This window comes from Citrobacter sp. RHBSTW-00671, assembly GCF_014103415.1.
Taxonomy (GTDB): Bacteria; Pseudomonadota; Gammaproteobacteria; order Enterobacterales; family Enterobacteriaceae; genus Citrobacter.
The window spans coordinates 3,697,081-3,723,680 of the sequence record NZ_JABXPR010000001.1 but is presented as its reverse complement, the minus strand read 5'-3'; the positions used below and the strand labels follow the sequence as shown (position 1 = coordinate 3,723,680).

The following is a 26,600-nucleotide window of genomic DNA, read 5'->3' as shown; positions in this document are numbered from 1 at the left end:
CAGCAGCTAATTTTGCCTTTAAGGAACCGGAGGAATCATGACCAAGTCAGAATTGATTGAAAGACTTGCAACCCAGCAACCTCATATTCCCGCGAAAGCGGTTGAAGATGCAGTAAAAGAGATGCTGGAACATATGGCCTCGACTCTTGCGCAGGGCGAGCGTATTGAAATCCGCGGTTTCGGTAGTTTTTCTTTGCATTACCGCGCACCACGCACCGGACGTAATCCGAAGACTGGCGATAAAGTGGATCTGGAAGGAAAATATGTTCCGCACTTTAAGCCGGGTAAAGAACTGCGCGATCGCGCCAATATTTACGGTTAAGTCCTCAGCAAGACTTAGCCCCGAGAAAAGCACCTGTATGGGTGCTTTTTTCATTTTTACCTCTCTGTACTGGAATCTCTCTCCCAACCTGGTTGTATGTTACATCCGCAGTTAAATAACAGCGGAATGCACCTCGTTTATCGGTAAACAGTTGCCAGACATTCGCTGAGTTGTCCTGCACACTCCCTGCCACAGGGAGGTGTTATATGAAAATAACAACAATCAGTATGTGTGCGTTATGCGGCATTCTCCCGCTGACGATATTACCCGTATTACCCGACATGCTGTGTGTCAGCTTTGTATTTGGTCTGGCGTGTCTGCTCTGTCTCATTCCTCATCGATATATGCATTACGCCGGATTAGTCCTGGTGTTTTTCCTGTGGGGAATACTGGCAGCGAAAGAGGTTATCTGGGCTGGTGATACGCTCCCGGCCAAAACGCAGCAGGCTATCGTTCAAATAACCGGGACTGACAATATGACCACGCACTACGGTCAGATTACACACCTTCAGGGGAGACGTATATTTCCTGCCGTTGGCGTCGTACTGTATGGGCAGTACTTACCCGGCGATGTTTGCGCAGGTCAGACATGGGCGATGACGCTGAAAGTTCGCGCTGTGCATGGGCAACTGAATGAAGGTGGATTTGATAGCCAGCGCTATGCCTTGGCACAGCATCAGCCGCTGACGGGGCGTTTTCTGCAGGCTTCAGTGATTACGCCGCAATGCAGTCTGCGTGCACGTTATCTCTCCTCGCTAAAAACCACGCTTGCCGACTATCCCTGGCAGCAAGTCATACTGGGGCTGGGGATGGGGGAACGTTTGTCCGTATCGCAGGCGGTAAAGAATATAATGCGTGATACCGGAACCGCACATTTGATGGCTATTTCCGGGCTGCATATTGCTTTTGTCGCACTCCTCGCTGGCGGACTGATACGCGGTGGACAATTTTTTATGCCGACACGCTGGATCTGCTGGCAGGCTCCGTTAGTCGGGGGCGTGCTCTGCGCTGCATTGTATGCCTGGCTGACGGGGCTGCAGCCACCGGCATTACGCACGGTCACCGCGCTAATGGTATGGGGGATACTAAAACTAAGCGGCAGGCAGTGGAGTGGCTGGGCGGTCTGGATTACCTGCCTGGCAGCAATTGTGGTAGTGGATCCGGTCGCGGTGCTTTCACAAAGCCTGTGGTTGTCTGCTTTCGCCGTAGCGGCGTTGATATTCTGGTATCAGTGGATGCCGATGCCGTACCGGCCGCTCTCGCCTATCGGACGTGCAGTGCTGGCGCTTGCTCATCTTCAACTGGGAATTACGGTACTGCTTTTGCCTGTCCAAATCGCATTATTTCACGGTGTTAGCCTGAGCTCATTCCTGGCCAATTTATTTGCGGTACCGCTGGTCACATTTGTTTCAGTTCCTCTGATATTAGCGGGTATGGTCGTGCATTTAACCGGTCAAGTGATGATTGAGGCAGGGCTGTGGTATCTTGCCGACCGTTCTCTGGCGCTGTTATTTTGGGGACTCAATAGCTTACCTGAAGGATGGCTCAACATTGATGCGCGTTGGCAATGGCTTGCACTATCCCCATGGCTGATGCTTATTGCATGGCGATTAAATGCCTGGAAAACGCTACCGGTTGCCTGTTTTACCGGACTTTTGTTATTGAGTGGACCGTTCTGGAGAACACCCCGCGCTGATTTGTGGCAGGTACATATGCTGGATGTAGGGCAGGGGCTGGCAATAGTGATTGCCCGTAATGGCAAAGCAATTCTCTATGATACCGGGTTGGCCTGGCCCGAGGGCGATAGTGCGCAGCAGTTGATCATTCCCTGGCTACGTTGGCACAACCTGGAACCGCAAGGGGTAATTCTAAGCCACGAACATTTGGATCACCGGGGAGGGCTGCAATCACTACAGCAAGCCTGGCCGTCACTGTGGATCAGAAGTCCGTTGGGTTGGAAAGGGCATCTCCCTTGTTTTCGCGGGGAGCGTTGGCAATGGCAGGGACTAACATTTAGCGCACATTGGCCAGTCAGTGGAAATAAAGAGCAGGGGAATAACCATTCCTGTGTGGTAAAGGTGGATGACGGAAATCAGAGTATTCTTCTGACCGGTGATATTGAATCCTCCGCTGAACAAAAAATGCTAAGTCACTACTGGCAGCATCTGCAGGCTACGTTTGTGCAGGTTCCACACCATGGGAGTAACACGTCATCCTCACTGGCGCTGATACAACGCGTTGGCGGGCAGGCCGCAATAGCCTCAGCATCCCGCTACAATGCCTGGCGTCTACCGTCATGGAAAGTCCGACAGCGTTACCGGCAACAAAATTATCAGTGGCTGGACACACCCCACCAGGGGCAAATCACGCTGGATATTTATCAAAAAAGTTGGCGAATACGCAGCTTACGGGATCAGATTTTACCCCGTTGGTATCATCAGTGGTTTGGCGTGGTGGAGGATAACGGGTAGAATATGCGGCTATTCTAACAAATGCTGGTTTTTTGAATGCATAACGATAAAGATCTCTCTACGTGGCAGACGTTTCGCCGACTATGGCCAACCATAGCGCCTTTTAAATCGGGTCTGATCGTGGCGGGTATAGCGTTAGTCCTTAACGCGGCCAGCGATACCTTCATGTTATCGCTCCTCAAGCCATTACTGGATGATGGTTTTGGTAAAACCGATCGCTCTGTGCTGCTGTGGATGCCGCTGGTGGTCATTGGGCTGATGATAGTTCGTGGTATTACGAGCTATGTCTCCAGCTACTGTATTTCATGGGTGTCTGGCAAAGTGGTCATGACCATGCGTCGCCGCCTGTTTGGTCATATGATGGGCATGCCTGTCGCCTTTTTTGATAAACAGTCTACTGGTACGCTGCTGTCTCGTATTACCTATGATTCAGAGCAGGTCGCGTCTTCGTCTTCCGGCGCATTGATCACTGTGGTACGTGAAGGGGCCTCAATTATTGGCCTGTTTATCATGATGTTCTACTACAGTTGGCAGCTGTCATTGATCCTGATTGTGCTGGCGCCTATCGTGTCGGTGGCCATTCGTGTGGTCTCCAAGCGTTTTCGTAGCATCAGTAAAAACATGCAAAACACCATGGGGCAGGTTACCACCAGCGCAGAGCAGATGCTGAAAGGCCACAAAGAAGTATTGATTTTTGGTGGTCAGGACGTTGAAACCAAGCGTTTTGACAAAGTCAGCAACAAGATGCGTTTGCAGGGTATGAAGATGGTTTCTGCCTCTTCTATCTCCGATCCTATCATCCAGTTGATCGCTTCTCTGGCTCTGGCCTTCGTGCTATATGCGGCCAGCTTCCCAAGCGTGATGGAAAACCTGACGGCGGGGACAATCACCGTTGTCTTCTCTTCAATGATCGCCCTGATGCGTCCGCTGAAGTCACTGACTAACGTCAATGCCCAGTTCCAGCGCGGTATGGCGGCATGCCAGACCTTATTTACGATTCTGGATAGCGAACAAGAGAAAGATGAAGGTAAACGCGTCATTGAGCGTGCTTCCGGCGATCTGGAGTTCCGTAATGTCACCTTTACCTACCCGGGCCGTGACATTCCTGCGTTACGTAACATCAACCTGAATATTCCGGCGGGCAAAACCGTTGCCCTGGTTGGACGTTCTGGTTCTGGTAAATCCACTATCGCCAGCCTGATCACGCGCTTCTACGATATTGATGAAGGGCAGATTCTGATGGATGGGCACGACCTGCGTGAATACACCCTGTCATCTCTGCGCGATCAGGTGGCGCTGGTATCGCAGAACGTCCACCTGTTCAATGATACGGTTGCCAACAATATCGCCTACGCACGTACCGATATGTATAGCCGTGAGCAGATCGAAAAAGCCGCGCAGATGGCCTACGCCATGGATTTCATCAACAAGATGGATGATGGTCTGGATACGGTGATTGGCGAAAACGGCGTGCTGCTGTCAGGTGGTCAGCGCCAGCGTATCGCCATCGCTCGCGCCTTGCTGCGCGACAGTCCGATCCTGATCCTCGATGAAGCTACGTCGGCGCTGGATACCGAATCCGAACGCGCGATTCAGTCTGCACTTGACGAGCTACAGAAAAACCGTACCTCTCTGGTTATTGCTCACCGCCTTTCTACCATTGAACAGGCAGACGAGATAATCGTGGTGGAAGACGGGCTGATTGTTGAGCGCGGAACCCACAGCGAACTGCTTGAGCAGCGTGGGGTTTATGCACAATTACATAAAATGCAATTTGGTCAATGATCGCACGTATCTGGTCCGGTGAATCGCCGTTATGGCGATTATTACTGCCACTTTCCTGGCTGTATGGTCTGGTGAGTGGCGGGATTCGTCTATGCTACAAGCTTGGGCTTAAACGTGCATGGCGTGCGCCAGTACCGGTGGTGGTAGTCGGTAATCTGACAGCAGGCGGCAATGGTAAAACACCAGTAGTCATCTGGCTGGTTGAACAGCTGCAGCAACGCGGTATTCGTGTGGGCGTAGTGTCTCGCGGCTATGGCGGGAAAGCAGCGGCCTATCCGCTATTGCTAACGGCAGACACCACTACTGCAGAAGCGGGTGATGAGCCTGTGCTTATCTTTCAACGTACCGGCGTACCCGTAGCGGTATCTCCGGTAAGATCGGATGCGGTAAAAGCGATCCTTGCTCACCATGACGTGCAGATTATTGTGACAGACGATGGGTTACAGCACTATCGTCTGGCACGTGATGTGGAAATCGTGGTGATTGACGGTGTGCGTCGGTTTGGTAACGGCTGGTGGCTCCCTGCGGGCCCAATGCGTGAGCGTGCTGGTCGGCTGAAATCGGTGGATGCCACGATCGTTAATGGCGGCGTTGCGCGACCGGGTGAAATTCCCATGCATCTTGAGCCGGGGCTGGCCGTTAATTTACGTACCGGTGAACGCCGCGATGTCGCGCAACTGTCTGATATTGTTGCCATGGCGGGTATCGGCCATCCACCCCGTTTTTTTGCCACGCTTGAGGCATGTGGTGCCAGGCCACAAAAATGTGTCGCGCTGGCGGATCATCAGTCTCTGACCTACAGTGACGTCAGTGCGTTGTTAGCCGAAGGACAAACGCTGGTGATGACGGAAAAAGATGCCGTCAAATGCCGCGCATTTGCTGATGATAACTGGTGGTATTTACCCGTTGACGCACATCTGTCAGGCGAACGGCCTGATGCATTGCTGAATAGCTTAATCTCGCTGACTCGCTAACCGATTCAAGCTGCGGCAGCGGATCATTTATGAGGCCATAAATGTCGTTGCCGCACCTTTCTTTGACGGATGCCCGTCATCTTCACCTTGCTGCACAAGGTCTGCTGAAAAAAACACGTCGTCGGGCAACGCCGGCGGATATTCTGGCGACCATTTCTCGCATGTCCCTATTGCAAATCGATACCATCAATATTGTCGCGCGCAGTCCCTATCTGGTGCTGTTTAGTCGTTTGGGCGACTATTCCCCCCAATGGCTCGATGATGCCTTACTGCGGGGCGAACTGATGGAGTATTGGGCGCATGAAGCCTGTTTTTTACCGCGCAGCGACTTTATGCTGATACGCCATCGGATGTTGGCGCCGGAAAAAATGGGCTGGAAATACAAAGCGTCGTGGATGAAAGAACATGCGCATGAAATTGAGCAGCTGTTACAGCATATCCAACATAATGGGCCGGTACGTTCAGCCGATTTCGAGCATCCGCGCAAGGGCGCCAGCGGCTGGTGGGAATGGAAACCACAAAAGCGGCATCTGGAAGGGCTTTTTACTTCCGGGAAAGTGATGGTGGTGGAGCGACGTAATTTTCAGCGAGTGTATGATTTAACGCATCGCGTCATGCCTCATTGGGATGACGAGCGTGACCGGCTGTCGCAGGATGAAGCCGAAATTGTGATGCTGGATAATAGCGCTCGTAGTTTGGGTATTTTCCGTGAGCAGTGGTTGGCGGACTACTATCGACTGAAGCGTCCGGCGTTAAAAAACTGGTGTGATATGCGAAGGGAACAGCGACATATAATTCCTGTTGATGTAGAAGGGCTGGGCACCCTGTGGCTGCATAGCAACCTTCGGCCGCAACTGGAACTTGCTCTGGCTGGAAAGTTGACCGCCACTCACAGCGCTGTTTTATCCCCGTTTGATCCGGTGGTCTGGGATCGTAAACGGGCTGAACAGCTGTTTGATTTTAGCTACCGACTGGAATGCTACACGCCAGCGGCCAAACGTCAGTACGGCTATTTTGTCTTACCTCTGTTACATCGCGGCCAGTTGGTTGGACGTATAGATGCCAAGATGCACCGTAAAACCGCTGTACTGGAAGTCATTTCACTGTGGTTACAGGATGGCGTTAGGGCCGGGGTGACGCTGCAAAAAGGCTTGCTCCAGGCCATCAGTGATTTTGCTCGCTGGCAGCAGGCGACGCGAGTGACATTGGGGACTTGCCCGGACGGTTTATTTGCTGACTCTCGGCACGGTTGGGAAATAGACCCAGCCTCTTAATTGATTATGTTAATATTTACGGATTCACAATCCGGTCCATCTGGAGGAACTATGGATCATCGTCTGCTTGAAATCATTGCCTGCCCGGTATGCAATGGAAAACTCTGGTTTAACCAGGAAAAACAGGAACTGATTTGTAAACTGGATAACCTTGCTTTCCCACTGCGCGATGGCATTCCCGTTTTGCTGGAAACCGAAGCCCGTGTTCTGACTGCTGATGAGAGTAAATCATGAGTTTTGTGGTCATTATTCCTGCGCGTTATGCATCCACGCGTTTGCCGGGTAAGCCGCTGCTGGATATCAACGGCAAGCCCATGATTGTGCATGTGCTGGAGCGAGCGCGTGAATCTGGCGCTGAGCGTATTATTGTTGCCACCGATCATGAAGATGTCGCCCGTGCGGTAGAAGCGGTGGGGGGCGAAGTGTGCATGACACGTGCCGATCACCAATCTGGCACGGAGCGGCTGGCGGAAGTCGTCGAGAAATGTGGTTTTAGCGATGATACCGTTATCGTGAACGTACAGGGTGATGAGCCGATGATCCCGGCGGTCATTATTCGTCAGGTGGCAGAAAATCTGGCGCAACGTCAGGTTGGAATGGCGACGCTGGCAGCCCCCATTCATAGTGCGGAAGAAGCGTTTAATCCGAATGCGGTAAAAGTTGTGCTGGATGCTGAAGGCTATGCCCTCTATTTTTCTCGTGCGACGATCCCATGGGATCGCGACCGTTTTGCCAAAAGCCTCGAAACGGTGGGCGATACCTTCCTGCGTCACCTGGGCATTTACGGTTATCGCGCCGGATTCATTCGCCGCTATGTAAACTGGCAGCCGAGTCCGCTTGAGCATATTGAAATGCTGGAGCAACTGCGTGTGCTGTGGTACGGCGAAAAAATTCACGTCGCCGTGGCTAAGGAAGTTCCTGGCACAGGGGTTGATACCGCTGAAGATCTTGAGCGTGTTCGCGCTGAGATGCGTTAGTTTTTCTCACGATTCTCCATCAAGATACGCTGAATAATGTAAGTTGCAGGAGGCTTTACCCACCTGCAGCTTGAAGTATGACGCGTATTTTTGGGAGGCGTATCGTATCGTTACGCTTTTCCTCCACTTTTCTTTTCATCAATTGATCTCATCCGGGTGACATCTGTCTGCACGACGCTCATTATGAAAGCAGTAGCATTTATGAGGGCAATCTGAAATGGAACAGTTGCGTGCCGAACTCAGCCATCTGCTGGGTGAAAAACTCAGTCGTATTGAATGCGTAAATGAAAAAGTGGATACGGCCCTGTGGTCACTGTATGACAGCCAGGGAAATCCGATGCCACTGATGGCGAGAAGTTTCACCACACCGGGGATGGCGCAGCAGTTAGCATGGAAAAGCACCATGCTGGCACGCAGCGGGACGGTGCGTATGCCTGTCATTTATGGGGTCTTAACGCACGAAGAGCACCCCGGCCCTGATGTCCTGTTGCTTGAACGTTTACGCGGTGTGCCGGTAGAAGCGCCTGCCCGAACCCCGGAACGCTGGGAGCATTTAAAAGATCAGATCGTGGAAGGCTTATTGTCGTGGCACCGTCAGGACAGTCGTGGCTGTGTGGGGGCGGTGGACAATACGCAAGAGAACCTCTGGCCATCCTGGTATCGGCAGCGTGTTGAAGTGCTATGGAGCACGTTAAACCAGTTCAACAACACCGGACTGACGATGCAGGACAAGCGGATTTTGTTTCGTACCCGAGAATGCTTACCCGCCTTGTTTGAAGGCTTTAATGATAATTGCGTACTGATCCACGGTAATTTCAGTTTACGCAGTATGCTCAAAGATGCCCGTAGCGATCAGCTTCTGGCGATGGTGGGGCCAGGCTTAATGCTGTGGGCGCCGAGAGAGTATGAATTGTTCCGCTTAATGGACAATGCGCTGGCGGAAAGCCTGTTGTGGCAGTATTTACAACGTGCGCCGGTGGCGGAATCATTTATCTGGCGACGCTGGCTATATGTGTTGTGGGATGAGGTTGCGCAACTGGTCAATACCGGGCGTTTTAGCCGCTCTAACTTTGATCTGGCGACTAAGTCTCTGCTGCCCTGGCTTGCCTGAATATCCGGTTGCGGCCTTGCCGGATGGCGGCGTGAGCGCCTTATCCGGCCTATAATTGAGCACTGAACACGCCGGCCTGATAAGACGCGTGAGTGTCGCCATCAGGCAGCATTTCTGTCAATGTTCTGCTCCCTTCAGCCACTGCCAGATGCGCCCCAACGTTTCGTAACCAACCCGATCGCTATGCATCAGCCAGACAGGCGAAGGAATTACTCGCTCCCACGGATTGAGCGGTGAATCGATGGCCAGTTGATTAGCGGGTGCAGGCAAAGGATGCAGTCCGACCTGGTGAAAGAAAATCATCGCACGCGGTAAGTGCGATGCGGATGTCACCAGCAGGAACGGCGCATCGCCAATAGCCTGTTTTACTGCGGTCGCTTCTTCTTCGGTATCTTTAGGTTTATCCAGCGTAATGATCTCGCTGCGGGGGACGCCCAGCGACTGCGCCACGCGAGCGCCAGCTTCAGCCGTGCTGACGTTATTGGTTTTCGCGGCAGCGCCGGTAAAAATCAGTTTCGATCCGGGGTTCGCTCGCCACAAACGAATACCTTCATTCAGGCGCGGAAGACTATTATTGATGAGGTTAGAACTTGGTGCCCACTGCGGATTCCAGGTATACCCGCCGCCCAGCACCACAATGTATTCCACTTTTTGCGTATCCTGCCAGGTAGGATAACTGTCCTCAAGCGGTTTCAGCAGACGATCGGCGACAGGTTGCAGGCTAAGCAGCAAAAGTGCGAGCCAACTCAGGCTGATACACACTTTCCCCGTTTTCTGAAAGCGGCTAAACCAGATCAACCCCAGGCCGATGCCCATCACAAGCAGCATCAACGGAAGCGGCAGCATTATACCGCCAATCACTTTCTTCAGCGTAAAAAGCATCCTTTTTGGTTCCTTTTTTAACCATATAGCAGGGGATCTGCAGCGATATTACACCAGGAAGGTTCATTCTCGGCGTGGGTGTGACAAAATAGCGGTTTTACTTAGTCGCCCTAAAGCCAGCCTGTGGAGAGCCCGATGCGGGATCGCAATTTTGATGACATTGCAGAGAAGTTTTCCCGTAACATTTACGGCACCACCAAAGGTCAATTAAGACAGGCTATTCTTTGGCAGGATTTGGATCGCATACTGCCCACGCTCGGTGAACAGAAATTACATATTCTGGATGCGGGGGGTGGCGAAGGGCAAACGGCCATCAAAATGGCGGAGCGCGGTCACTTCGTGACATTATGCGATCTGTCCGGTGAGATGATCGCCCGTGCGCAACAGGCAGCAGAGGCAAAAGGTGTGAGCGGAAACATGCATTTCATACAATGCGCCGCTCAGGATGTTGCTGCGCATTTGGAAAGCCCGGTTGATCTGATATTGTTTCATGCTGTGCTGGAATGGGTGGCTGAACCAGTTTGCGTGCTGCAAACCCTGTGGTCGGTATTACGCCCCGGCGGCGTGTTATCGCTAATGTTCTACAATGCTAACGGTCTGCTGATGCACAACATGGTCGCAGGGAATTTTGACTATGTGCAGGTTGGGATGCCAAAACGTAAAAAACGTACGCTTTCACCAGACTATCCGCGTGAACCAGGACAGGTTTATCAGTGGCTGGAAGAAATCGGTTGGCAGATAACCGGTAAGACAGGCGTACGCGTGTTTCATGATTATCTGCGAGATAAGCATCAACAGCGTGACGGTTATGAAATGTTACTTGAGTTAGAAACGCGCTATTGCCGCCAGGAGCCGTATATCAGCCTTGGCCGCTATATTCATGTCACCGCGCGCAAACCGCAGATGCAAGGATAACCTATGAGTGAATTTTCCCAGACAGTCCCCGAACTGGTTGCCTGGGCCAGAAAAAATGACTTCTCCATCTCTCTGCCGGTAGACAGACTTTCGTTCCTGCTGGCGGTAGCCACGCTGAACGGTGAGCGACTTGACGGTGAGATGAGCGAAGGCGAGCTGGTGGATGCGTTCCGCCATGTGAGTGATGCGTTTGAGCAAACCAGCGAAACCATCGGTGTTCGCGCCAATAACGCGATTAACGACATGGTACGTCAACGTCTGCTGAACCGCTTTACCAGCGAGCAGGCGGAAGGTAACGCTATTTATCGTTTAACGCCGCTGGGGATTGGCATCACGGATTACTATATTCGCCAGCGTGAATTCTCGACATTGCGTTTGTCGATGCAGTTGTCGATTGTTGCTGGTGAGCTGAAGCGCGCGGCAGATGCCGCCGCGGAAGGTGGTGATGAATTCCACTGGCACCGCAACGTCTATGCGCCATTGAAGTATTCGGTAGCGGAAATTTTCGACAGTATCGATTTGACTCAGCGCATTATGGATGAGCAGCAGCAGCAGGTAAAAGACGATATCGCACAGTTGCTGAACAAAGACTGGCGGGCGGCAATTTCCAGCTGTGAAATGCTGCTGTCTGAAACGTCTGGTACGCTGCGTGAGCTGCAGGATACGCTGGAAGCCGCAGGCGATAAGCTGCAGGCGAACCTGTTACGCATTCAGGACGCGACGATGGCACATGACGATTTGCATTTCGTCGACAGGCTGGTGTTCGACCTGCAAAGCAAGCTCGACCGTATTATCAGTTGGGGTCAGCAATCCATCGATTTGTGGATCGGCTACGATCGTCACGTGCACAAGTTTATCCGTACCGCTATTGATATGGACAAAAATCGCGTCTTTGCCCAGCGTTTACGTCAGTCTGTCCAGAGCTATTTTGACGATCCGTGGGCGTTGACCTACGCCAATGCCGATCGTCTGCTGGATATGCGTGATGAAGAGATGGTGCTGCGTGATGAAGAGGTCACTGGCGAGTTGCCCGCTGACCTGGAATATGAAGAATTTAATGAGATCCGCGAACAGCTGGCGGCAATTATCGAAGAACAGTTGGCTATCTATAAATCCAGACAAACGCCACTGGATCTCGGATTGGTCGTGCGCGAGTATCTGGCGCAATACCCACGTGCGCGTCACTTCGACGTTGCGCGTATTGTTATCGATCAGGCGGTACGTCTTGGCGTAGCGCAAGCAGACTTCACCGGACTGCCAGCCAAATGGCAGCCGATTAATGATTACGGAGCCAAGGTACAGGCGCATGTCATTGACAAATATTGAACAAGTGATGCCGGTTAAGCTGGCGCAGGCGCTGGCGAATCCGTTATTTCCGGCGCTGGATAGCGCCTTACGTTCGGGTCGCCATATCGGCCTGGATGAACTGGATAATCATGCCTTCCTGATGGATTTTCAGGAGTATTTTGAAGAGTTTTACAGCCGCTATAACGTGGAATTGATTCGTGCACCGGAGGGGTTCTTCTATCTACGCCCACGTTCAACCACGCTTATTCCGCGCTCGGTCTTGTCTGAACTGGACATGATGGTCGGGAAAATTCTTTGCTATCTCTATCTCAGCCCGGAACGTCTGGCGAATGAAGGGATCTTTACCCAGCAAGAGCTGTACGACGAGCTGCTAACGCTGGCTGATGAAGCCAAATTGCTGAAGCTAGTGAATAACCGTTCAACCGGTTCAGACGTTGACCGCCAGAAGCTACAGGAAAAGGTACGCTCTTCACTTAACCGCCTGCGCCGTTTAGGCATGGTGTGGTTTATGGGCCACGACAGCAGCAAATTCCGTATTACGGAGTCCGTGTTCCGCTTTGGCGCGGATGTGCGCAGCGGCGACGATCCACGCGAAGCGCAGCGTCGCTTAATTCGTGATGGTGAGGCGATGTCGGTCGAGAACCACCTGCAGCTCAATGATGAGCCAGAAGATAATCAGCCGGACAGTGGAGAGGAAGAATAATGATTGAACGCGGTAAATTTCGCTCACTTACGCTGATTAACTGGAATGGTTTTTTTGCCCGTACGTTTGACCTTGATGAGCTGGTTACCACGCTGTCGGGTGGGAATGGGGCGGGTAAATCCACCACCATGGCGGCATTCGTTACAGCGCTTATCCCGGATTTAACCCTGCTGCATTTTCGTAATACCACCGAAGCCGGTGCAACCAGCGGCTCACGCGATAAAGGTCTGCACGGAAAGCTGAAAGCAGGTGTCTGTTACTCGATGCTTGACGTGCTCAACTCGCGCCATCAGCGTGTGGTCGTCGGCGTGCGTCTGCAGCAGGTTGCCGGGCGCGATCGTAAAGTGGACATCAAGCCGTTTGCGATTCAGGGGTTGCCGATGTCGGTGCAACCAACCCAACTGGTTACGGAAACCCTGAATGAACGCCAGGCTCGCGTCCTGTCTCTCGCCGAGCTGAAAGAGAAACTTGATGAGATGGAAGGCGTGCAGTTTAAGCAGTTTAACTCAATCACCGATTATCACTCGTTGATGTTCGATTTGGGCATCATTGCCCGTCGTCTGCGCTCTGCCTCCGACCGGAGTAAATTCTATCGCCTGATTGAAGCCTCACTGTACGGCGGTATCTCCAGCGCCATTACCCGCTCGTTGCGCGATTACCTGCTGCCAGAAAACAGCGGCGTGCGTAAAGCGTTCCAGGATATGGAAGCAGCGCTGCGTGAAAACCGTATGACGCTGGAAGCCATTCGCGTCACCCAGTCAGATCGTGACCTGTTTAAGCATTTGATCAGCGAAGCGACTAACTATGTGGCAGCAGACTATATGCGCCACGCTAATGAACGTCGTATTCACCTCGACAAAGCGCTGGAATATCGTCGTGAACTGTACACCTCGCGCCAGCAGCTGGCGGCTGAGCAGTATAAGCACGTGGATATGGCGCGCGAGCTGGGTGAGCACAACGGTGCGGAAGGCGATCTGGAAGCTGATTACCAGGCGGCGAGCGATCACCTGAATCTGGTGCAAACTGCGCTGCGTCAGCAGGAAAAGATTGAACGCTATGAAGCGGATCTCGAAGAACTGCAGGTCCGTCTCGAAGAACAAAATGAGGTGGTCGCGGAAGCCGTTGACCGCCAGGATGAAAACGAAGCCCGTGCGGAAGCCGCTGAGCTGGAAGTGGATGAGCTGAAAAGCCAGTTGGCCGATTACCAGCAGGCGCTGGACGTCCAGCAGACGCGAGCCATCCAGTATACCCAGGCAATCCAGGCCCTAAATCGGGCCAAAGAGCTTTGCCATTTACCGGATCTCACCGCAGACAGTGCCGCGGAATGGCTGGAAACCTTCCAGGCCAAAGAGCAGGAAGCGACCGAGAAGTTGCTGACGCTGGAACAAAAAATGAGCGTGGCGCAAACTGCGCACAGCCAGTTCGAGCAGGCTTATCAGCTGGTGGCGGCTATTAATGGTCCACTGGCGCGTGGTGATGCCTGGAGCGTCGCACGTGAGCTGCTGCGTGAAGGTGTTGAACAACGTCATCTGGCGGAACAAGTTCAGCCATTGCGCATGCGTCTGAGCGAGCTGGAACAGCGTCTGCGCGAACAGCAGGAAGCCGAGCGTCTGCTGGCTGAATTCTGCAAACGTCAGGGTAAGCATTTCGATATCGATGAGCTTGAGGCTCTGCATCAGGAGCTGGAAGCGCGCATTGCCGCCTTGTCTGACAGCGTATCGTCTGCCAGCGAACAGCGGATGGCGCTGCGTCAGGAACAGGAACAGCTGCAATCCCGTATTCAGCATTTAATGCAACGCGCGCCGGTCTGGCTGGCTGCGCAAAATAGCCTGAATCAACTGAGCGAACAGTGCGGCGAAGAGTTTACCTCCAGCCAGGACGTGACCGAGTATTTGCAGCAATTGCTGGAGCGCGAGCGTGAAGCCATTGTTGAGCGTGATGAAGTTGGCGCACGCAAAAACGCGGTTGATGAAGAAATTGAACGTTTAAGTCAGCCGGGCGGGGCGGAAGATCAGCGTCTGAACGCACTGGCGGAACGCTTCGGCGGCGTGCTGCTGTCAGAAATTTATGACGACGTTAGCCTTGAAGATGCGCCGTACTTCTCCGCGCTGTACGGTCCTTCACGCCATGCTATCGTGGTGCCGGATTTGTCGCTGATTACTGAGCAACTTGATGGGCTGACGGATTGCCCGGAAGACCTCTACTTCATCGAAGGGGACCCGCAGTCGTTTGATGACAGCGTCTTCAGCGTCGATGAACTTGAAAAAGCGGTGGTGGTGAAAACCGCCGAGCGCCAGTGGCGTTACTCCCGCTTCCCAACGGTGCCGATTTTTGGTCGTGCCGCGCGTGAAAGCCGTATCGAAACGCTGCATGCTGAGCGTGAGGGGCTGTCTGAACGTTTTGCGACGCTTTCATTCGACGTGCAGAAAACACAGCGTCTGCATCAGGCATTTAGTCGCTTTATCGGCAGCCATCTGTCGGTAGCGTTTGAGGCCGATCCAGAAGCCGAAATTCGTCAGTTGAACAGCCGTCGCGTTGAACTCGAACGTGCGCTCACCAACCATGAAAATGATAACCAGCAAAGCCGTACGCAGTTTGAACAAGCGAAAGAAGGTGTTTCTGCCCTGAACCGCCTGCTGCCGCGTTTAAATTTGCTGGCGGATGACACATTAGCCGATCGCGTGGACGAAATTCGCGAACGCTTGGATGAAGCGCAGGAAGCGGCGCGTTTTATTCAACAACATGGTAATCAGCTGGCCAAACTGGAACCGATGGTTTCCGTTCTGCAAAATGACCCGGAGCAGTTTGAACAGCTGAAAGAAGACTACGCGTATTCTCAGCAGATGCAGCGTGATGCACGTCAGCAGGCCTTTGCGCTCACTGAAGTCGTTCAGCGTCGGGCGCATTTTAGTTATTCCGACTCCGCCGAAATGCTCAGTGGTAACAGCGATCTGAATGAGAAACTGCGTGAGCGTCTGGAACACGCGGAGGCTGAGCGTACCCGTGCTCGTGAAGCTTTGCGCAGCCATGCCGCGCAGTTGAGTCAGTACAATCAGGTTATGGCCTCGCTGAAAAGCTCTTATGACACCAAGAAAGAGCTGCTGAACGATTTACAACGCGAACTGCAGGATATCGGCGTTCGTGCTGATAGCGGTGCGGAAGAACGTGCGCGTATTCGTCGTGATGAACTGCATGCGCAGCTCAGTAATAACCGTGCTCGCCGTAATCAACTGGAAAAAGCACTAACCTTCTGCGAAGCAGAGATGGAAAACCTGACCCGCAGATTGAGCAAGCTTGAGCGCGATTACCATGAAATGCGTGAGCAGGTGGTGACCGCGAAAGCCGGCTGGTGTGCCGTGATGCGGATGGTAAAAGACAACGGTGTTGAACGTCGCCTGCACCGTCGCGAGCTGGCTTATCTTTCCGGTGATGAGCTGCGTTCGATGTCGGATAAGGCGCTCGGTGCGCTGCGTCTGGCGGTGGCGGATAACGAGCATCTGCGCGATGTGCTGCGCATGTCTGAAGATCCCAAACGACCAGAACGTAAAATCCAGTTCTTCGTGGCGGTCTACCAGCATCTGCGTGAACGTATTCGTCAGGATATCATCCGTACAGACGATCCGGTCGAAGCCATCGAGCAGATGGAGATTGAATTGAGCCGTCTGACGGAAGAGTTAACCTCCCGTGAACAGAAGCTGGCGATCAGCTCGCGCAGCGTGGCGAACATCATCCGTAAGACTATTCAGCGTGAGCAGAACCGTATTCGTATGTTGAACCAGGGTCTGCAAAGCGTGTCGTTCGGTCAGGTAAACAGCGTTCGTCTGAACGTAAATGTGCGTGAAACACACGCGACTTTGTTGGACGTCCTGTCCGAGCAGCATGAACAGCACCAGGATCTGTTTAACAGCAACCGTCTGACCTTCTCTGAAGCGCTGGCGAAGTTGTATCAGCGTCTTAATCCGCAGATCGACATGGGACAGCGTACGCCACAAACCATTGGTGAAGAACTGCTCGACTACCGCAACTACCTGGAAATGGAAGTTGAGGTTAACCGTGGTTCTGACGGTTGGCTGCGTGCCGAATCGGGCGCGCTGTCTACAGGGGAAGCGATCGGGACCGGGATGTCAATCCTCGTGATGGTTGTTCAAAGCTGGGAAGATGAAGGACGCAGACTGCGTGGGAAAGATATCTCGCCATGCCGCCTGTTGTTCCTTGATGAAGCCGCACGACTCGATGCCCGCTCCATCGCAACCCTGTTTGAACTGTGCGAGCGTTTGCAGATGCAGCTGATTATTGCAGCGCCGGAAAACATCAGCCCAGAGAAAGGCACAACCTACAAACTGGTGCGTAAAGTCTTCCAGAACACCGAACACGTTCACGTGGTGGGTCTGCGTGGTTTTGCCCCTCAGTTACCTGAGCCGTTACCTGGGATAGAAGATGCCTCTTCGCAGGCAAGCTAAGTAAAAAGGCGGCGCTCAAGCCTAATGCCTGTCAGTTAAGCATGTAGGGTGAATATGTGATTCTTGCTCAGGGTTCCGTTCACCTCAGCAGTATCACTTCTCTGAATCACAGATACCTGTGAACGTGCAAGGGAGGCTCGCCGCCGCCTCCCTTGCAACCCAGGCTCCCGGCGGGAAAATCGTCGCTGCGCGAGCTATTCGTCTTATGCCGTCTGCCTGTCGGGTCGGGGCCGAGCCTGCGTCCCTGCAGGCCGTCCCCTCTGCCCGCATCCCTGCGGGCAGCCCCGGTCAGCCGTCAACGTCTCATCGATTTTCAGCCGGACCAAGGATATCGCTTCTACTCTCTGACTTTCAGGTATTTCGGTTTCGCTGTCTGAAAAAACGGCGGAAATGGTCAGATGTGGGCTGGTCCGGCTGAAAATTGCCGACGTGTTTCCGTAAGGCCGGGAGAACCCGCAGGGATGCGGGTTCAGGGTGCGTGTGACAGGGACGTTGCATCGCGCCCGGCCCGGTAGCCTGGAGGAATAAGCGGAGGGGATTGCGCAGCAACAATTTTCCTGCCGGGAGCCGGGATTGTTAAGGGTGCGGCGATAGCACCCTTAACACGTTCACTGGCGTTCAGTGTATAGAGAAGCGATGAACATGAGGTGAACGGAACCCTTTCTCTGAGAGAGCATGTTCATTACCCCGCCAACACATGTTGATGCTTTCTGAAACTGAAATGTTAACTGAACAGCATTAGGCGCTAAAGCCGCCTTTTTCTTTTCCGACATGCACATGATACCTGGTGTAATTTCTTTAGACTTCTTTACATTAGGTTAGGCAAAAATGATTTGATGTTTATATACTGAAGGTAAGCCTAACGCGTCACCGGGCTTGCTCGTCATACTTCAGAATGTATTGGCGTTTTACAGGCCCGCTCCCGTGAGAATAACGGGGAATACAGGCGGTCTGGCTACTCAAAGTATGATAAAGAAAACAGGGGGCAAGGGATGTTGCTTAATAAAATGTGTGGTCGTCGGCTGTCGGCAATCAGTTTGTGCCTGGCCGTAACATTCGCTCCACTGTTCAACGCGCAGGCTGATGAGCCTGAAATGATTCCTGGCGACAGCTCTGCGGCCGTCAGCGAACAGCCTACAGCGTTATCGCAACCGCAGGTACAATCTTACGCGACAGGTGTGATGGCGGGAATTCAGTCTCTGCCCAATGGCACATCTGTGGACAAAGCCCGCGCTGAGTTGCAATCTCAGCTACCAGCAGGCTATACGCCGGTTTATATGAGCCAGCTGGAATTGCTGTATGCCGCACGCGAAATGAAACCGATGTGGGAAAATCGTGATGCGGTAAAAGCCTTTCAACAACAGTTAGCCGAGGTGGCGATTGCCGGTTTTCAGCCGCAGTTTAACGCCTGGGTCGCGTTACTGACTGACCCGGCAGTCACTGGCCTGGCTCGTGATACTGTGCTTTCTGATGCGATGATGGGCTATCTCCACTTCATTGCAAATATCCCCGTCAAAGGTAGCCGCTGGCTCTATAGCGATAAGCCTTATGCACTGGCAACGCCACCGCTCTCCGTTGTTAATCAATGGCAGGTGGCGCTGGACAACGGTCAGCTAACTTCATTTATCACCAGCCTTACACCTCAGCATCCACAGTATACCGTGATGCATGAGTCGCTGCTGAAGCTGGTGGGGGATTCGCGACCCTGGCCACGGTTAACCAGCACCACGACGTTGCGCCCCGGTGAATGGAGTAATGATATCCCGGCGCTGCGCGAAATTCTGCGCCGCACCGGGATGCTGAACGCCGGTGTCAGCACGTCTGCCAAAGAAGGGCGTAGCGCCTACGATCGCGAACTTGTTGACGCGGTGAAACGTTTTCAGACATGGCAGGGGCTGGGGGCCGATGGCACGATTGGTCCGGCAACGCGCGACTGGCTGAATGTCACGCCTGCTCAGCGCGCAGGCGTGCTGGCGCTTAATATTCAGCGTTTGCGCCTGCTGCCGAGTGAGTTGTCTACCGGCATCATGGTGAATATTCCCGCGTACTCGTTGGTCTATTACCAGAATGGCAATCAGGTGCTGGCTTCCCGTGTTATCGTCGGACGTCCCGATCGTAAAACGCCGATGATGAGCAGCGCGTTGAATAACGTGGTTGTAAACCCACCGTGGAACGTGCCGCCGACGCTGGCGCGTAAGGATATACTGCCTAAATTGTGGAACGATCCGGGGTACCTTGAGCGTCACGGGTATACTGTAATGCGCGGCTGGAACAGCAAAGAGACGATAGATCCGTGGCAGGTTGACTGGGCTACAATCACCGCCTCGAATCTGCCGTTCCGCTTCCAACAGGCTCCGGGCGCGCGCAATTCGCTGGGGCGCTATAAATTCAACATGCCGAGTTCTGACGCCATCTATCTGCACGATACGCCAAACCATAATTTGTTCCAGAAGGATACTCGGGCGCTAAGTTCTGGCTGTGTGCGCGTGAATAAGGCCTCGGAACTGGCGAATATGCTGCTGCAGGATGCAGGCTGGAATGATACGCGCATCTCGGATGCCCTGAAGCAAGGGGATACGCGGTATGTCAATATTCGCCAGAATATTCCGGTCAACCTGTACTATCTGACAGCGTTTGTGGGAAGCGATGGGCGTACGCAGTATCGAACAGATATTTACAATTACGATCAGACAGCGCGATCCAGCGCACAAATCATGTCGAAAGCTGAGCAATTAATCAGATAAATGAAGCAGTTCGAGGAAAATGATTGTCGTAAGTTATGACGAAAACGGGGCAGGATGGCTGTAAGCCCCGTATTTCCTGGGTTTGGGAGCCTTGACGTGGACTACTTAGCCAGATAAGGTTTCCCGCGTGCGCTAGAGCATACATACGATAACATTGACCTGTAGACCTTAATACCATGGACAAATTTGACGCTAATCGCCGCAAATTGCTGGCGCTTGGTGGCATTGCCCTCGGCGCTGCCATCCTGCCCACGCCTGCGTTTGCAACACTCTCCACCCCACGTCCGCGTATATTGACGCTGAATAACCTGCATACCGGTGAGTCAATTAAAGCAGAGTTTTTTGATGGCAGGGGCTATATTCAGGACGAATTAGCAAAACTTAATCACTTTTTCCGTGACTTTCGGGCCAATAAAGTGAAATCCATTGACCCGGGATTGTTTGATCAACTCTTCCGTCTGCAGGGACTGCTGGGTACGCGTAAACCCGTACAACTGATCTCTGGCTATCGCTCCATCGATACCAATAACGAACTCCGTGCACGTAGTCGTGGTGTAGCAAAGAAAAGCTACCATACGAAAGGACAGGCCATGGATTTCCATATTGAAGGCATCGCATTAAGTAATATTCGCAAAGCTGCGTTATCTATGCGCGCAGGTGGTGTAGGATACTACCCCAGCAGTAACTTTGTGCATATTGACACCGGGCCCGCACGGCACTGGTGATCCGTAAGCTTAATGAAACAGGAGCTGTATGAACTATCGTATTATTCCGGTCACTGCATTCGCCCAGAACTGCTCGCTAATCTGGTGTGAGCAGACGCGTCTGGCCGCACTGGTCGATCCCGGCGGTGATGCCGAGAAAATCAAACAGGAAGTCGATGCCAGCGGTCTGACGCTCATGCAGATCCTGCTTACTCATGGTCATCTCGACCATGTTGGTGCGGCGGCAGAACTGGCACAGCATTACGGTGTACCGGTTATTGGGCCGGAAAAAGAAGATGAGTTCTGGCTGCAGGGGCTGCCTGCACAAAGCCGTATGTTTGGCCTGGGTGATTGTGAGCCGCTAACGCCCGATCGCTGGTTAAACGAAGGCGATCGGATTAGCGTCGGCAACGTAACCTTACAGGTGTTGCATTGCCCGGGTCACACGCCTGGGCATGTCGTCTTCTTTGATGAACAATCAAAGTTACTGATTTCCGGCGACGTGATTTTCAAAGGTGGCGTAGGGCGCAGTGATTTCCCGCGTGGGGATCACAGCCAATTGATTGACGCTATCAAACGTAAACTCTTACCGTTGGGTGATGACGTGACGTTTATTCCGGGTCACGGACCACTCTCTACGCTGGGTTACGAGCGGCAGCATAATCCGTTCCTGCAGGATGAAATGCCGGTTTGGTAACACGACAGATAAATAAAAAGGCCGCGATGCGGCCTTTTTTGTGTGTGCGATAGATTACAGAACAGCGACAATCGCTTCGCATAACGGCGCCATGTTGTCTGGCGTCATTCCTGCTACGTTCACGCGTCCGGAAGCAACAGCATAAACACCAAACTCTTCACGCAGACGCAGAACTTGTTCTTTCGTCAGGCCGCTGAATGAGAACATACCGTTCTGTTTGATGATAAAGCTGAAATCGCGGTTTGCCCCTTTCTCCTGCAACGTATTGACGAACAGCAGACGCATGCGCTGAATGCGTTGGCGCATGTCAGTCAGCTCTTGTTCCCAGATAGCACGTAGCGCATCGTTGCTCAGAATTGTCGCGACAACTGAAGCACCGTGTGCCGGTGGGTTGGAGTAGTTCGCACGAATGACCGATTTCATCTGGCTAAAGGCACGGTCAACGGTTTCTGCATCGGCAGCGACCAGCGTACAGGCGCCTACACGCTCATTGTACAGACCAAAGTTTTTGGAATAGGAGCTGGCGACAATCAGCTCTTTATGCAGTGCGGCGAATGCGCGCAGACCTTCTGCATCTTCTTCCAGACCACGAGCAAAGCCCTGGTAGGCGAAGTCGAACAGTGGTAACCACCCTTTTTCGACGGACAACTGAGCCAACGTTTGCCATTGCTCCAGCGTTGGATCAATGCCGGTCGGATTATGGCAGCAGCCGTGGAATAATACGACGTCGCCAGCTTGTGCTTCAGCCAGGCTTGCCAGCAGCGCGTCAAAGTCCAGTGAATGGTTTGCCGCATCGTAATAGTTATATTCACGCACTTCCAGACCAGCAGAATTAAATACGCTCTTATGGTTCGGCCAGCTTGGGTTGCTGACCCACACGCGTTTTGTGCTGGTGTTTTTTGCCAGGAAATCAGCGGCCACACGCAGGGCACCCGTACCACCAGGGGTCTGTGCTGTACGCGCGCGCTTGTCATTAATCAGTGCACTTTCTTTACCAAACAGTAATTCCTGAGTGCAGCGACCAAACTCTGGAATACCGTCAATGCCAAGATAGTTTTTGGTGGTTTCATTTTCCAGGATATATTGCTCGGCTTTTTTAACGCTGGTCAATACCGGCGTTTTGCCTGTCTCATCTTTATATACACCGATTCCGAGGTTTATTTTCCCCGGGCGGTCATCGGCACGAAACAAATCAGCCATGCCCAAAATGGGGTCGGCAGGAGCGGCGGTAATGTTCTCAAACATGACGAGGTTCCATTGTGGTTACAGAAGGGAAGTCCGCTATCAGGTTAACGGTAGATTTACAAAATGCCAACCGTTAGTGACGAAAAGCAGGGGTGTTTTTTGAAGACGCAAGAATCCGCTGGCGGAGATAAAAAAACAGGACCGAAGTCCTGTTTTTTAGGCATTTAGCAAAGAGGTCTGCTATTAGAACTGGTAAACGATACCCACTGCAACGGTGTCGTCAGAGCCTACGCCCAGTTTGTTGTCAGAATCGATCTGGTTGATGATGTAATCAACATAGGTGGACATGTTTTTGTTGAAGTAGTAGGGGTCCGCTTGGAAAACGGAAAATATCCTACGCTAAGCCTGTTTTTTGTACAGACTGACATCAACTGTGCGTAACGGTCGATATTTACCGGATCCCAGCTTAAGATTATTACGCCAGATGTAATCTCCGCTCAGGTTGATATGCTCCCAGCCCAGAGGGGACAGGTGAGAAACCAACGGCTCATTAATCTGGAGCCCCTTTCGTTTTAGTGATTCGATGGCCCTTTCTATATACACCGTGTTCCACAACGTGATCGCCGCAGTCAACAGCGTCAGCCCACTGGCGCGATAGCTTTGATTTTCCAGCCCCCTGTCTCTTATTTCACCCAACCGGTGCATAAAAACGGCCCGCGCAAGCGCATTGCGGGCTTCACCCTTATTTAAACCGGCTTGCACACGACGACGCAGGGCCGGATCGCGAAACCAGTCCAGCATAAACAACGTTCGCTCGATACGGCCAATTTCCCGTAACGCTTTTGCCAGGCCGTTTTGTTTGGGGTAGCTGGCCAACTTTTTTAACATCAGCGAGGCGGTTACCGTGCCCTGCTTGATCGAGGTCGCCAGGCGCAGTACCTCATTCCAGTGTGTCTCAATTTCTTTGAGATTCAGACTGGTCGTGGATATGATCGACTGAAGCCCAGAATATTTTTCCGCCTTTCCATGAATGAATAGCCGTTTGTCATGGAGATCCCGGATCCTTGGTGCAAATGCAAACCCAAGTAGATGCATTAGCGCAAAAACATGTTCAGTGAAACCCGCTGTATCGGTGTAATGCTCCGTAATTTCCAGGTCGCTTTCGTGATAGAGCAACCCATCCAGCACATGGGTAGAGTCCCTGACCCGGCTGATCACTTTGGTATAAAATGGGCTGTATTGGTCTGATATATGTGTATAAACCTGCACGCCGGGTTCCTGACCGTACTTTAAATTCACCTGTCCGGCATAGCGGCCATGACTTCCGACTCGAAAATTCTGGCCGTCGGAGGATGACGTTGTACCGTCCCCCCATGATGCTGCCAGTGGGCACTTTTTTTGTGCATTCACCAGTTCGGCAAGCGCGGCTGCATACGTTTCATCCCTGATGTACCATGCCTGAATGCCTTCCAGCGACGCTTTTGTGGTTCCTGGGCAGGATTCTGCCATTTTAGTCAGTCCCAGGTTGATACCATCTGCCAGGATGGTGGTCAGTAACAGCTTTTTGTCTTTTGGTCTGACGTGATTATTTTTGAGGTGAGTAAAGTGGCGGGTAAATCCCGTCCAACTGTCCACCTCATCTAATATCTCGGTAATTTTTGGGTGCGGCAGCATGCCGTAAACCAGGTTGGCAAACGGTGATACAGTCGAAGGAACGTTGTTATCAAGAGGCGTGACCTTCACACCTTTGTCCGATATATCAACATCAGGCAAATCACCGGCAATCGCCATCGCATTGACCTCTTCCAGTCGCGACGCCAGCAGTGTCATACGGGAGTGAAGGTATTCCTGGCAGTCTGTCGGAATGGCAAGCTGTAACTGTTTCTCTTTGAGTGATTTTTCAAAATCAGCAGGAGGAATGAGGTAATCGTCAAAATTCCTGTAGCGTCGTGATCCTCTAACCCAGATATCACCAGATCGCAATGCGCCTTTCAGCTCATTCAGTACACAGAATTCATAATACCGGCGATCGATACCCGATGGCGTTATTACCAACTTTTTCCAGCTCTCAGGGATAAACTTTACTGGCGCTGTTGACGGAACCTTGCGGAGTTGTTTGCGGTACATTTCTCTGACGGTATCCAGCGCATTACCGAGTGGCAGTGCTGAAGGAGCTGCACTGAACTGCAATGCAGACAACATACGGGGCGCATATTTACGCAGCGTGCTGTATTTTTCGGTGAGCAAATGAAGTGGATCAAAATTATCCTTTCGAGCCAGAAACTGTGTTTCCTCCAGACTGGTGATAAATTCCGGCCAGGGAAGTACGTCTTCTATCGCCGCCCAGGGATCTTCTCCTGACTCCCGTGCGTTTAGCAGCGCCTGGCCAACAGTAAGATATTGCCTTAACTTACTCTGGATGAGTTTTCCTGTTTTCTGAAGCCGTTCGGCTTGTGTGCGCTTTGCCCTGCTGAACAAGCTGCCCAGGATACGTTCGTGTAGTTCGATGATTTCATCGGTAAGCGTGGCCCTTGCTTCTGAGATAATACAAACCAGCATGGCATAACGACGTGTGCCTGAGAATTTTGCCAAGTCCCTGCTACTCATTTTCCGACCTTCGCGTGCCAGTTTCAGCAGTCGGTTCTGGTGAACGGAAAGCGTAATACCTTCCGGCAGTGCCAACCCCTCAATGGCATTCAACCGATCAATATGTTGCAGCACGTTTTTACCGTTAATTTTACCCGGGGGCTGAAGCATCCAGGCAAGACGGGAAAGTTGCTCATCACCTGATGCAAGCAGATTATCCAGTGCTGTTTTATGTCGTTGTTCCAGTTGCGTCGTCAGTGTAGAAAATACGGCTCTGTCGGCAAGTGTTGCGGCTTCAGCAAGGGTTCGCTCCATCACATCAACGGAAGGGAAAATAACGTTGTTGTTGTGCAACCAGGCGAGCATCTCTTCAGCAAGAATCAGGCCTTTGTCGGTCCGCATGGCATGCGGATATAAATGGCGGATGCATGTTTTTTGCAGTGACCTGCTGAAAGGCGCTAATCGCAAGTAGCGATAGAGTTCGGCAAGATGCTCCCAACGGGTTTCCTCCCTCGCTGCGTACTCTCGCCATAAATCAGGTTGAAGTTTCAATCTCTCTGCCACCCTGGACATAACGCCATCGTGAGGGAGACTGTTTTTGTCTGGAGTAAAACCCGGTCCCCGCAGATAACAGAGTAAAATGGCAAAGCCCAGGCGGTTAGCGGGTCTCCGGTGTTTGTTGATGAGAACCAGATCCTGCTCACTTAAAAAACACATCCTGGTTAGCAGGATGTCATCATCCGGCACAACCAGTAAGCGTTCTTTTTCATCACTACTCAGTATCTGTCGCCGTGGCATAAATGCACTCCCTGCATACGGACACTGTCCGCTTGGACGTTCAAAGTATACGCATCAAGAACATGCTTTAAGTTTAACAATGCGTATAACCGTTCGTTCTGAAACTCCACACAACCTCGCGGTATCACGGATGCTCTGTCTATTTTTAACCCGAAGCTCTATGATTTTTTCATGCAATTGATGATCTGCCTGACGTCCCCGAAATTTACCGGCTACCTTGGCTTTCGCTATCCCTTCCTCTTGGCGCCGGCGACGATCCTGATAGTCTTTGCGAGCTATGGCGGCCAGCATATCAAGCATCATTCCGTTAATAGCCTTAAGCATTGCAAGGGTAAAATCATCGCCAGCATGTGTTGCAAGAGCCATATGGCTCGTCGGGAGGTCAAGACTGACAACCACAAGGTGTTTTTCCTGGATAAGATGCTTTAATTTTTGCCAGCCCTCTTCATCCAGGCGAGAAAGGCGATCAACTTGCTCGATGAGAATAATGTCACCAGGTGCAGCATCATCAAGTAGCCGTAAAAGTTCTGGCCGTTGAAGTGATGCCCCGGATACATTTTCGGTGTACCAACTGGCCAGTCGAAATCCTTTTTCTTCAACAAAGGCTTTCATCCTATTTTTTGCTCGGAGAGCATCCTGTTCTTTTGTTGATGCGCGGAGGTAACCGTGAATGTACATTTTTCACCCATTTATGACGTTTAAGT

Annotated in this window: 19 protein-coding genes and 1 pseudogene; 15 read left to right on the top strand and 5 right to left on the bottom strand. The window is 52.2% G+C overall.

From position 1 onward, the window contains the following. Positions 1-37: 37 nt before the first annotated feature. The 8 genes from ihfB to HV261_RS17825 all read left to right on the top strand — a co-directional run bounded on the left by ihfB (position 38) and on the right by HV261_RS17825 (position 8,914). Positions 38-322, top strand: coding sequence for an integration host factor subunit beta (ihfB, locus tag HV261_RS17860; protein WP_003035780.1), 285 nt, complete (start codon positions 38-40; stop codon positions 320-322). Positions 323-528: 206 nt separating this feature from the next. After that, on the top strand, positions 529-2,793 hold the full coding sequence (locus HV261_RS17855) for a ComEC family protein (protein WP_202039023.1): 2,265 nt from the start codon (positions 529-531) through the stop codon (positions 2,791-2,793). Positions 2,794-2,829: 36 nt separating this feature from the next. Beyond that, positions 2,830-4,578 (top strand): lipid A ABC transporter ATP-binding protein/permease MsbA, encoded by a 1,749-nt coding sequence (msbA, locus tag HV261_RS17850; RefSeq protein ID WP_137382820.1) that lies wholly within the window; start codon positions 2,830-2,832, stop codon positions 4,576-4,578. Continuing rightward, the gene (gene lpxK, locus HV261_RS17845; RefSeq protein WP_202039022.1) at positions 4,575-5,552 is read left to right on the top strand and encodes a tetraacyldisaccharide 4'-kinase; all 978 of its coding nucleotides are present in this window, start codon (positions 4,575-4,577) and stop codon (positions 5,550-5,552) included. The genes msbA and lpxK overlap by 4 nt, the downstream gene beginning before the upstream one ends. A 41-nt stretch (positions 5,553-5,593) precedes the next feature. Next, positions 5,594-6,826, top strand: coding sequence for a winged helix-turn-helix domain-containing protein (locus tag HV261_RS17840; RefSeq protein ID WP_202039021.1), 1,233 nt, complete (start codon positions 5,594-5,596; stop codon positions 6,824-6,826). Between the two features lie 51 nt (positions 6,827-6,877). Continuing rightward, the gene (gene ycaR / locus HV261_RS17835; protein WP_003035793.1) at positions 6,878-7,060 is read left to right on the top strand and encodes a protein YcaR; all 183 of its coding nucleotides are present in this window, start codon (positions 6,878-6,880) and stop codon (positions 7,058-7,060) included. Then, a complete protein-coding gene (gene kdsB, locus HV261_RS17830) occupies positions 7,057-7,803 on the top strand; it encodes a 3-deoxy-manno-octulosonate cytidylyltransferase (RefSeq protein ID WP_016152452.1) in 747 nt (248 codons plus the stop codon). The genes ycaR and kdsB overlap by 4 nt, the downstream gene beginning before the upstream one ends. A gap of 217 nt (positions 7,804-8,020) precedes the next feature. Continuing rightward, entirely contained in the window at positions 8,021-8,914 is an 894-nt protein-coding gene (locus HV261_RS17825; protein ID WP_202039020.1) for a YcbJ family phosphotransferase, read from the top strand. Positions 8,915-9,031: 117 nt separating this feature from the next. On the opposite strand, the gene elyC is transcribed toward HV261_RS17825, so the two are convergent. Beyond that, positions 9,032-9,796, bottom strand: coding sequence for an envelope biogenesis factor ElyC (elyC, locus tag HV261_RS17820; protein ID WP_202039019.1), 765 nt, complete (start codon positions 9,794-9,796; stop codon positions 9,032-9,034). A gap of 135 nt (positions 9,797-9,931) precedes the next feature. On the opposite strand from elyC, the gene cmoM reads away from it, so the two are divergent. The 7 genes from cmoM (at position 9,932) to HV261_RS17785 (ending at position 21,327) form a co-directional block, all read left to right on the top strand. Further along, positions 9,932-10,711, top strand: a complete 780-nt coding sequence (gene cmoM, locus HV261_RS17815) for a tRNA uridine 5-oxyacetic acid(34) methyltransferase CmoM (RefSeq protein WP_202039018.1) — start codon at positions 9,932-9,934, stop codon at positions 10,709-10,711. Positions 10,712-10,714: 3 nt separating this feature from the next. Next, complete coding sequence (gene mukF / locus HV261_RS17810) at positions 10,715-12,037, top strand: chromosome partition protein MukF (RefSeq protein ID WP_048212134.1); 1,323 nt, start codon at positions 10,715-10,717, stop codon at positions 12,035-12,037. Beyond that, complete coding sequence (mukE, locus tag HV261_RS17805; RefSeq protein ID WP_137382828.1) at positions 12,018-12,722, top strand: chromosome partition protein MukE; 705 nt, start codon at positions 12,018-12,020, stop codon at positions 12,720-12,722. The genes mukF and mukE overlap by 20 nt, the downstream gene beginning before the upstream one ends. Continuing rightward, the gene (gene mukB / locus HV261_RS17800) at positions 12,722-17,182 is read left to right on the top strand and encodes a chromosome partition protein MukB (protein ID WP_202039017.1); all 4,461 of its coding nucleotides are present in this window, start codon (positions 12,722-12,724) and stop codon (positions 17,180-17,182) included. The genes mukE and mukB overlap by 1 nt, the downstream gene beginning before the upstream one ends. 992 nt (positions 17,183-18,174) lie before the next feature. Continuing rightward, positions 18,175-19,926 (top strand): L,D-transpeptidase LdtD, encoded by a 1,752-nt coding sequence (ldtD, locus tag HV261_RS17795; protein ID WP_202039016.1) that lies wholly within the window; start codon positions 18,175-18,177, stop codon positions 19,924-19,926. Between the two features lie 176 nt (positions 19,927-20,102). Next, positions 20,103-20,651 carry a peptidoglycan L,D-endopeptidase MepK gene (mepK, locus tag HV261_RS17790; RefSeq protein WP_003831948.1) on the top strand — a complete coding sequence of 183 codons (549 nt, stop codon included), beginning with the start codon at positions 20,103-20,105 and terminating at the stop codon, positions 20,649-20,651. A gap of 28 nt (positions 20,652-20,679) precedes the next feature. Continuing rightward, positions 20,680-21,327 carry an MBL fold metallo-hydrolase gene (locus HV261_RS17785; protein ID WP_202039015.1) on the top strand — a complete coding sequence of 216 codons (648 nt, stop codon included), beginning with the start codon at positions 20,680-20,682 and terminating at the stop codon, positions 21,325-21,327. Positions 21,328-21,381: 54 nt separating this feature from the next. Here the strand turns inward: HV261_RS17785 and aspC are convergent, their stop codons facing one another. The 4 genes and pseudogenes from aspC to HV261_RS17765 form a co-directional block, all read right to left on the bottom strand. Then, positions 21,382-22,572: an aspartate transaminase gene (gene aspC, locus HV261_RS17780; protein WP_202039014.1), complete on the bottom strand. Its 1,191-nt coding sequence runs from the start codon at positions 22,570-22,572 to the stop codon at positions 21,382-21,384. Between the two features lie 183 nt (positions 22,573-22,755). Then, positions 22,756-22,878, bottom strand: a pseudogene (locus HV261_RS17775) (porin); the annotation flags it as partial. A 33-nt stretch (positions 22,879-22,911) separates the two neighbouring features. Then, positions 22,912-25,896 (bottom strand): Tn3 family transposase, encoded by a 2,985-nt coding sequence (locus HV261_RS17770; RefSeq protein ID WP_004207017.1) that lies wholly within the window; start codon positions 25,894-25,896, stop codon positions 22,912-22,914. A gap of 54 nt (positions 25,897-25,950) precedes the next feature. After that, positions 25,951-26,574 (bottom strand): recombinase family protein, encoded by a 624-nt coding sequence (locus HV261_RS17765; protein ID WP_004207019.1) that lies wholly within the window; start codon positions 26,572-26,574, stop codon positions 25,951-25,953. Positions 26,575-26,600: the final 26 nt, after the last annotated feature.

What these genes read in the sequence shown, in the direction of transcription:
- mukB (WP_202039017.1), top strand. Translation starts at nt 12,722, where the DNA reads ATGATTGAACGCGGTAAATTTCGCTCACTTACGCTGATTAACTGGAAT.
- elyC (WP_202039019.1), bottom strand. Translation starts at nt 9,796, where the DNA reads ATGCTTTTTACGCTGAAGAAAGTGATTGGCGGTATAATGCTGCCGCTT.
- cmoM (WP_202039018.1), top strand. Translation starts at nt 9,932, where the DNA reads ATGCGGGATCGCAATTTTGATGACATTGCAGAGAAGTTTTCCCGTAAC.
- mukF (WP_048212134.1), top strand. Translation starts at nt 10,715, where the DNA reads ATGAGTGAATTTTCCCAGACAGTCCCCGAACTGGTTGCCTGGGCCAGA.
- msbA (WP_137382820.1), top strand. Translation starts at nt 2,830, where the DNA reads ATGCATAACGATAAAGATCTCTCTACGTGGCAGACGTTTCGCCGACTA.
- ldtD (WP_202039016.1), top strand. Translation starts at nt 18,175, where the DNA reads ATGTTGCTTAATAAAATGTGTGGTCGTCGGCTGTCGGCAATCAGTTTG.
- lpxK (WP_202039022.1), top strand. Translation starts at nt 4,575, where the DNA reads ATGATCGCACGTATCTGGTCCGGTGAATCGCCGTTATGGCGATTATTA.
- HV261_RS17855 (WP_202039023.1), top strand. Translation starts at nt 529, where the DNA reads ATGAAAATAACAACAATCAGTATGTGTGCGTTATGCGGCATTCTCCCG.
- HV261_RS17770 (WP_004207017.1), bottom strand. Translation starts at nt 25,896, where the DNA reads ATGCCACGGCGACAGATACTGAGTAGTGATGAAAAAGAACGCTTACTG.
- HV261_RS17840 (WP_202039021.1), top strand. Translation starts at nt 5,594, where the DNA reads ATGTCGTTGCCGCACCTTTCTTTGACGGATGCCCGTCATCTTCACCTT.
- aspC (WP_202039014.1), bottom strand. Translation starts at nt 22,572, where the DNA reads ATGTTTGAGAACATTACCGCCGCTCCTGCCGACCCCATTTTGGGCATG.
- ihfB (WP_003035780.1), top strand. Translation starts at nt 38, where the DNA reads ATGACCAAGTCAGAATTGATTGAAAGACTTGCAACCCAGCAACCTCAT.
- HV261_RS17765 (WP_004207019.1), bottom strand. Translation starts at nt 26,574, where the DNA reads ATGTACATTCACGGTTACCTCCGCGCATCAACAAAAGAACAGGATGCT.
- kdsB (WP_016152452.1), top strand. Translation starts at nt 7,057, where the DNA reads ATGAGTTTTGTGGTCATTATTCCTGCGCGTTATGCATCCACGCGTTTG.
- HV261_RS17825 (WP_202039020.1), top strand. Translation starts at nt 8,021, where the DNA reads ATGGAACAGTTGCGTGCCGAACTCAGCCATCTGCTGGGTGAAAAACTC.
- ycaR (WP_003035793.1), top strand. Translation starts at nt 6,878, where the DNA reads ATGGATCATCGTCTGCTTGAAATCATTGCCTGCCCGGTATGCAATGGA.
- HV261_RS17785 (WP_202039015.1), top strand. Translation starts at nt 20,680, where the DNA reads ATGAACTATCGTATTATTCCGGTCACTGCATTCGCCCAGAACTGCTCG.
- mukE (WP_137382828.1), top strand. Translation starts at nt 12,018, where the DNA reads ATGTCATTGACAAATATTGAACAAGTGATGCCGGTTAAGCTGGCGCAG.
- mepK (WP_003831948.1), top strand. Translation starts at nt 20,103, where the DNA reads ATGGACAAATTTGACGCTAATCGCCGCAAATTGCTGGCGCTTGGTGGC.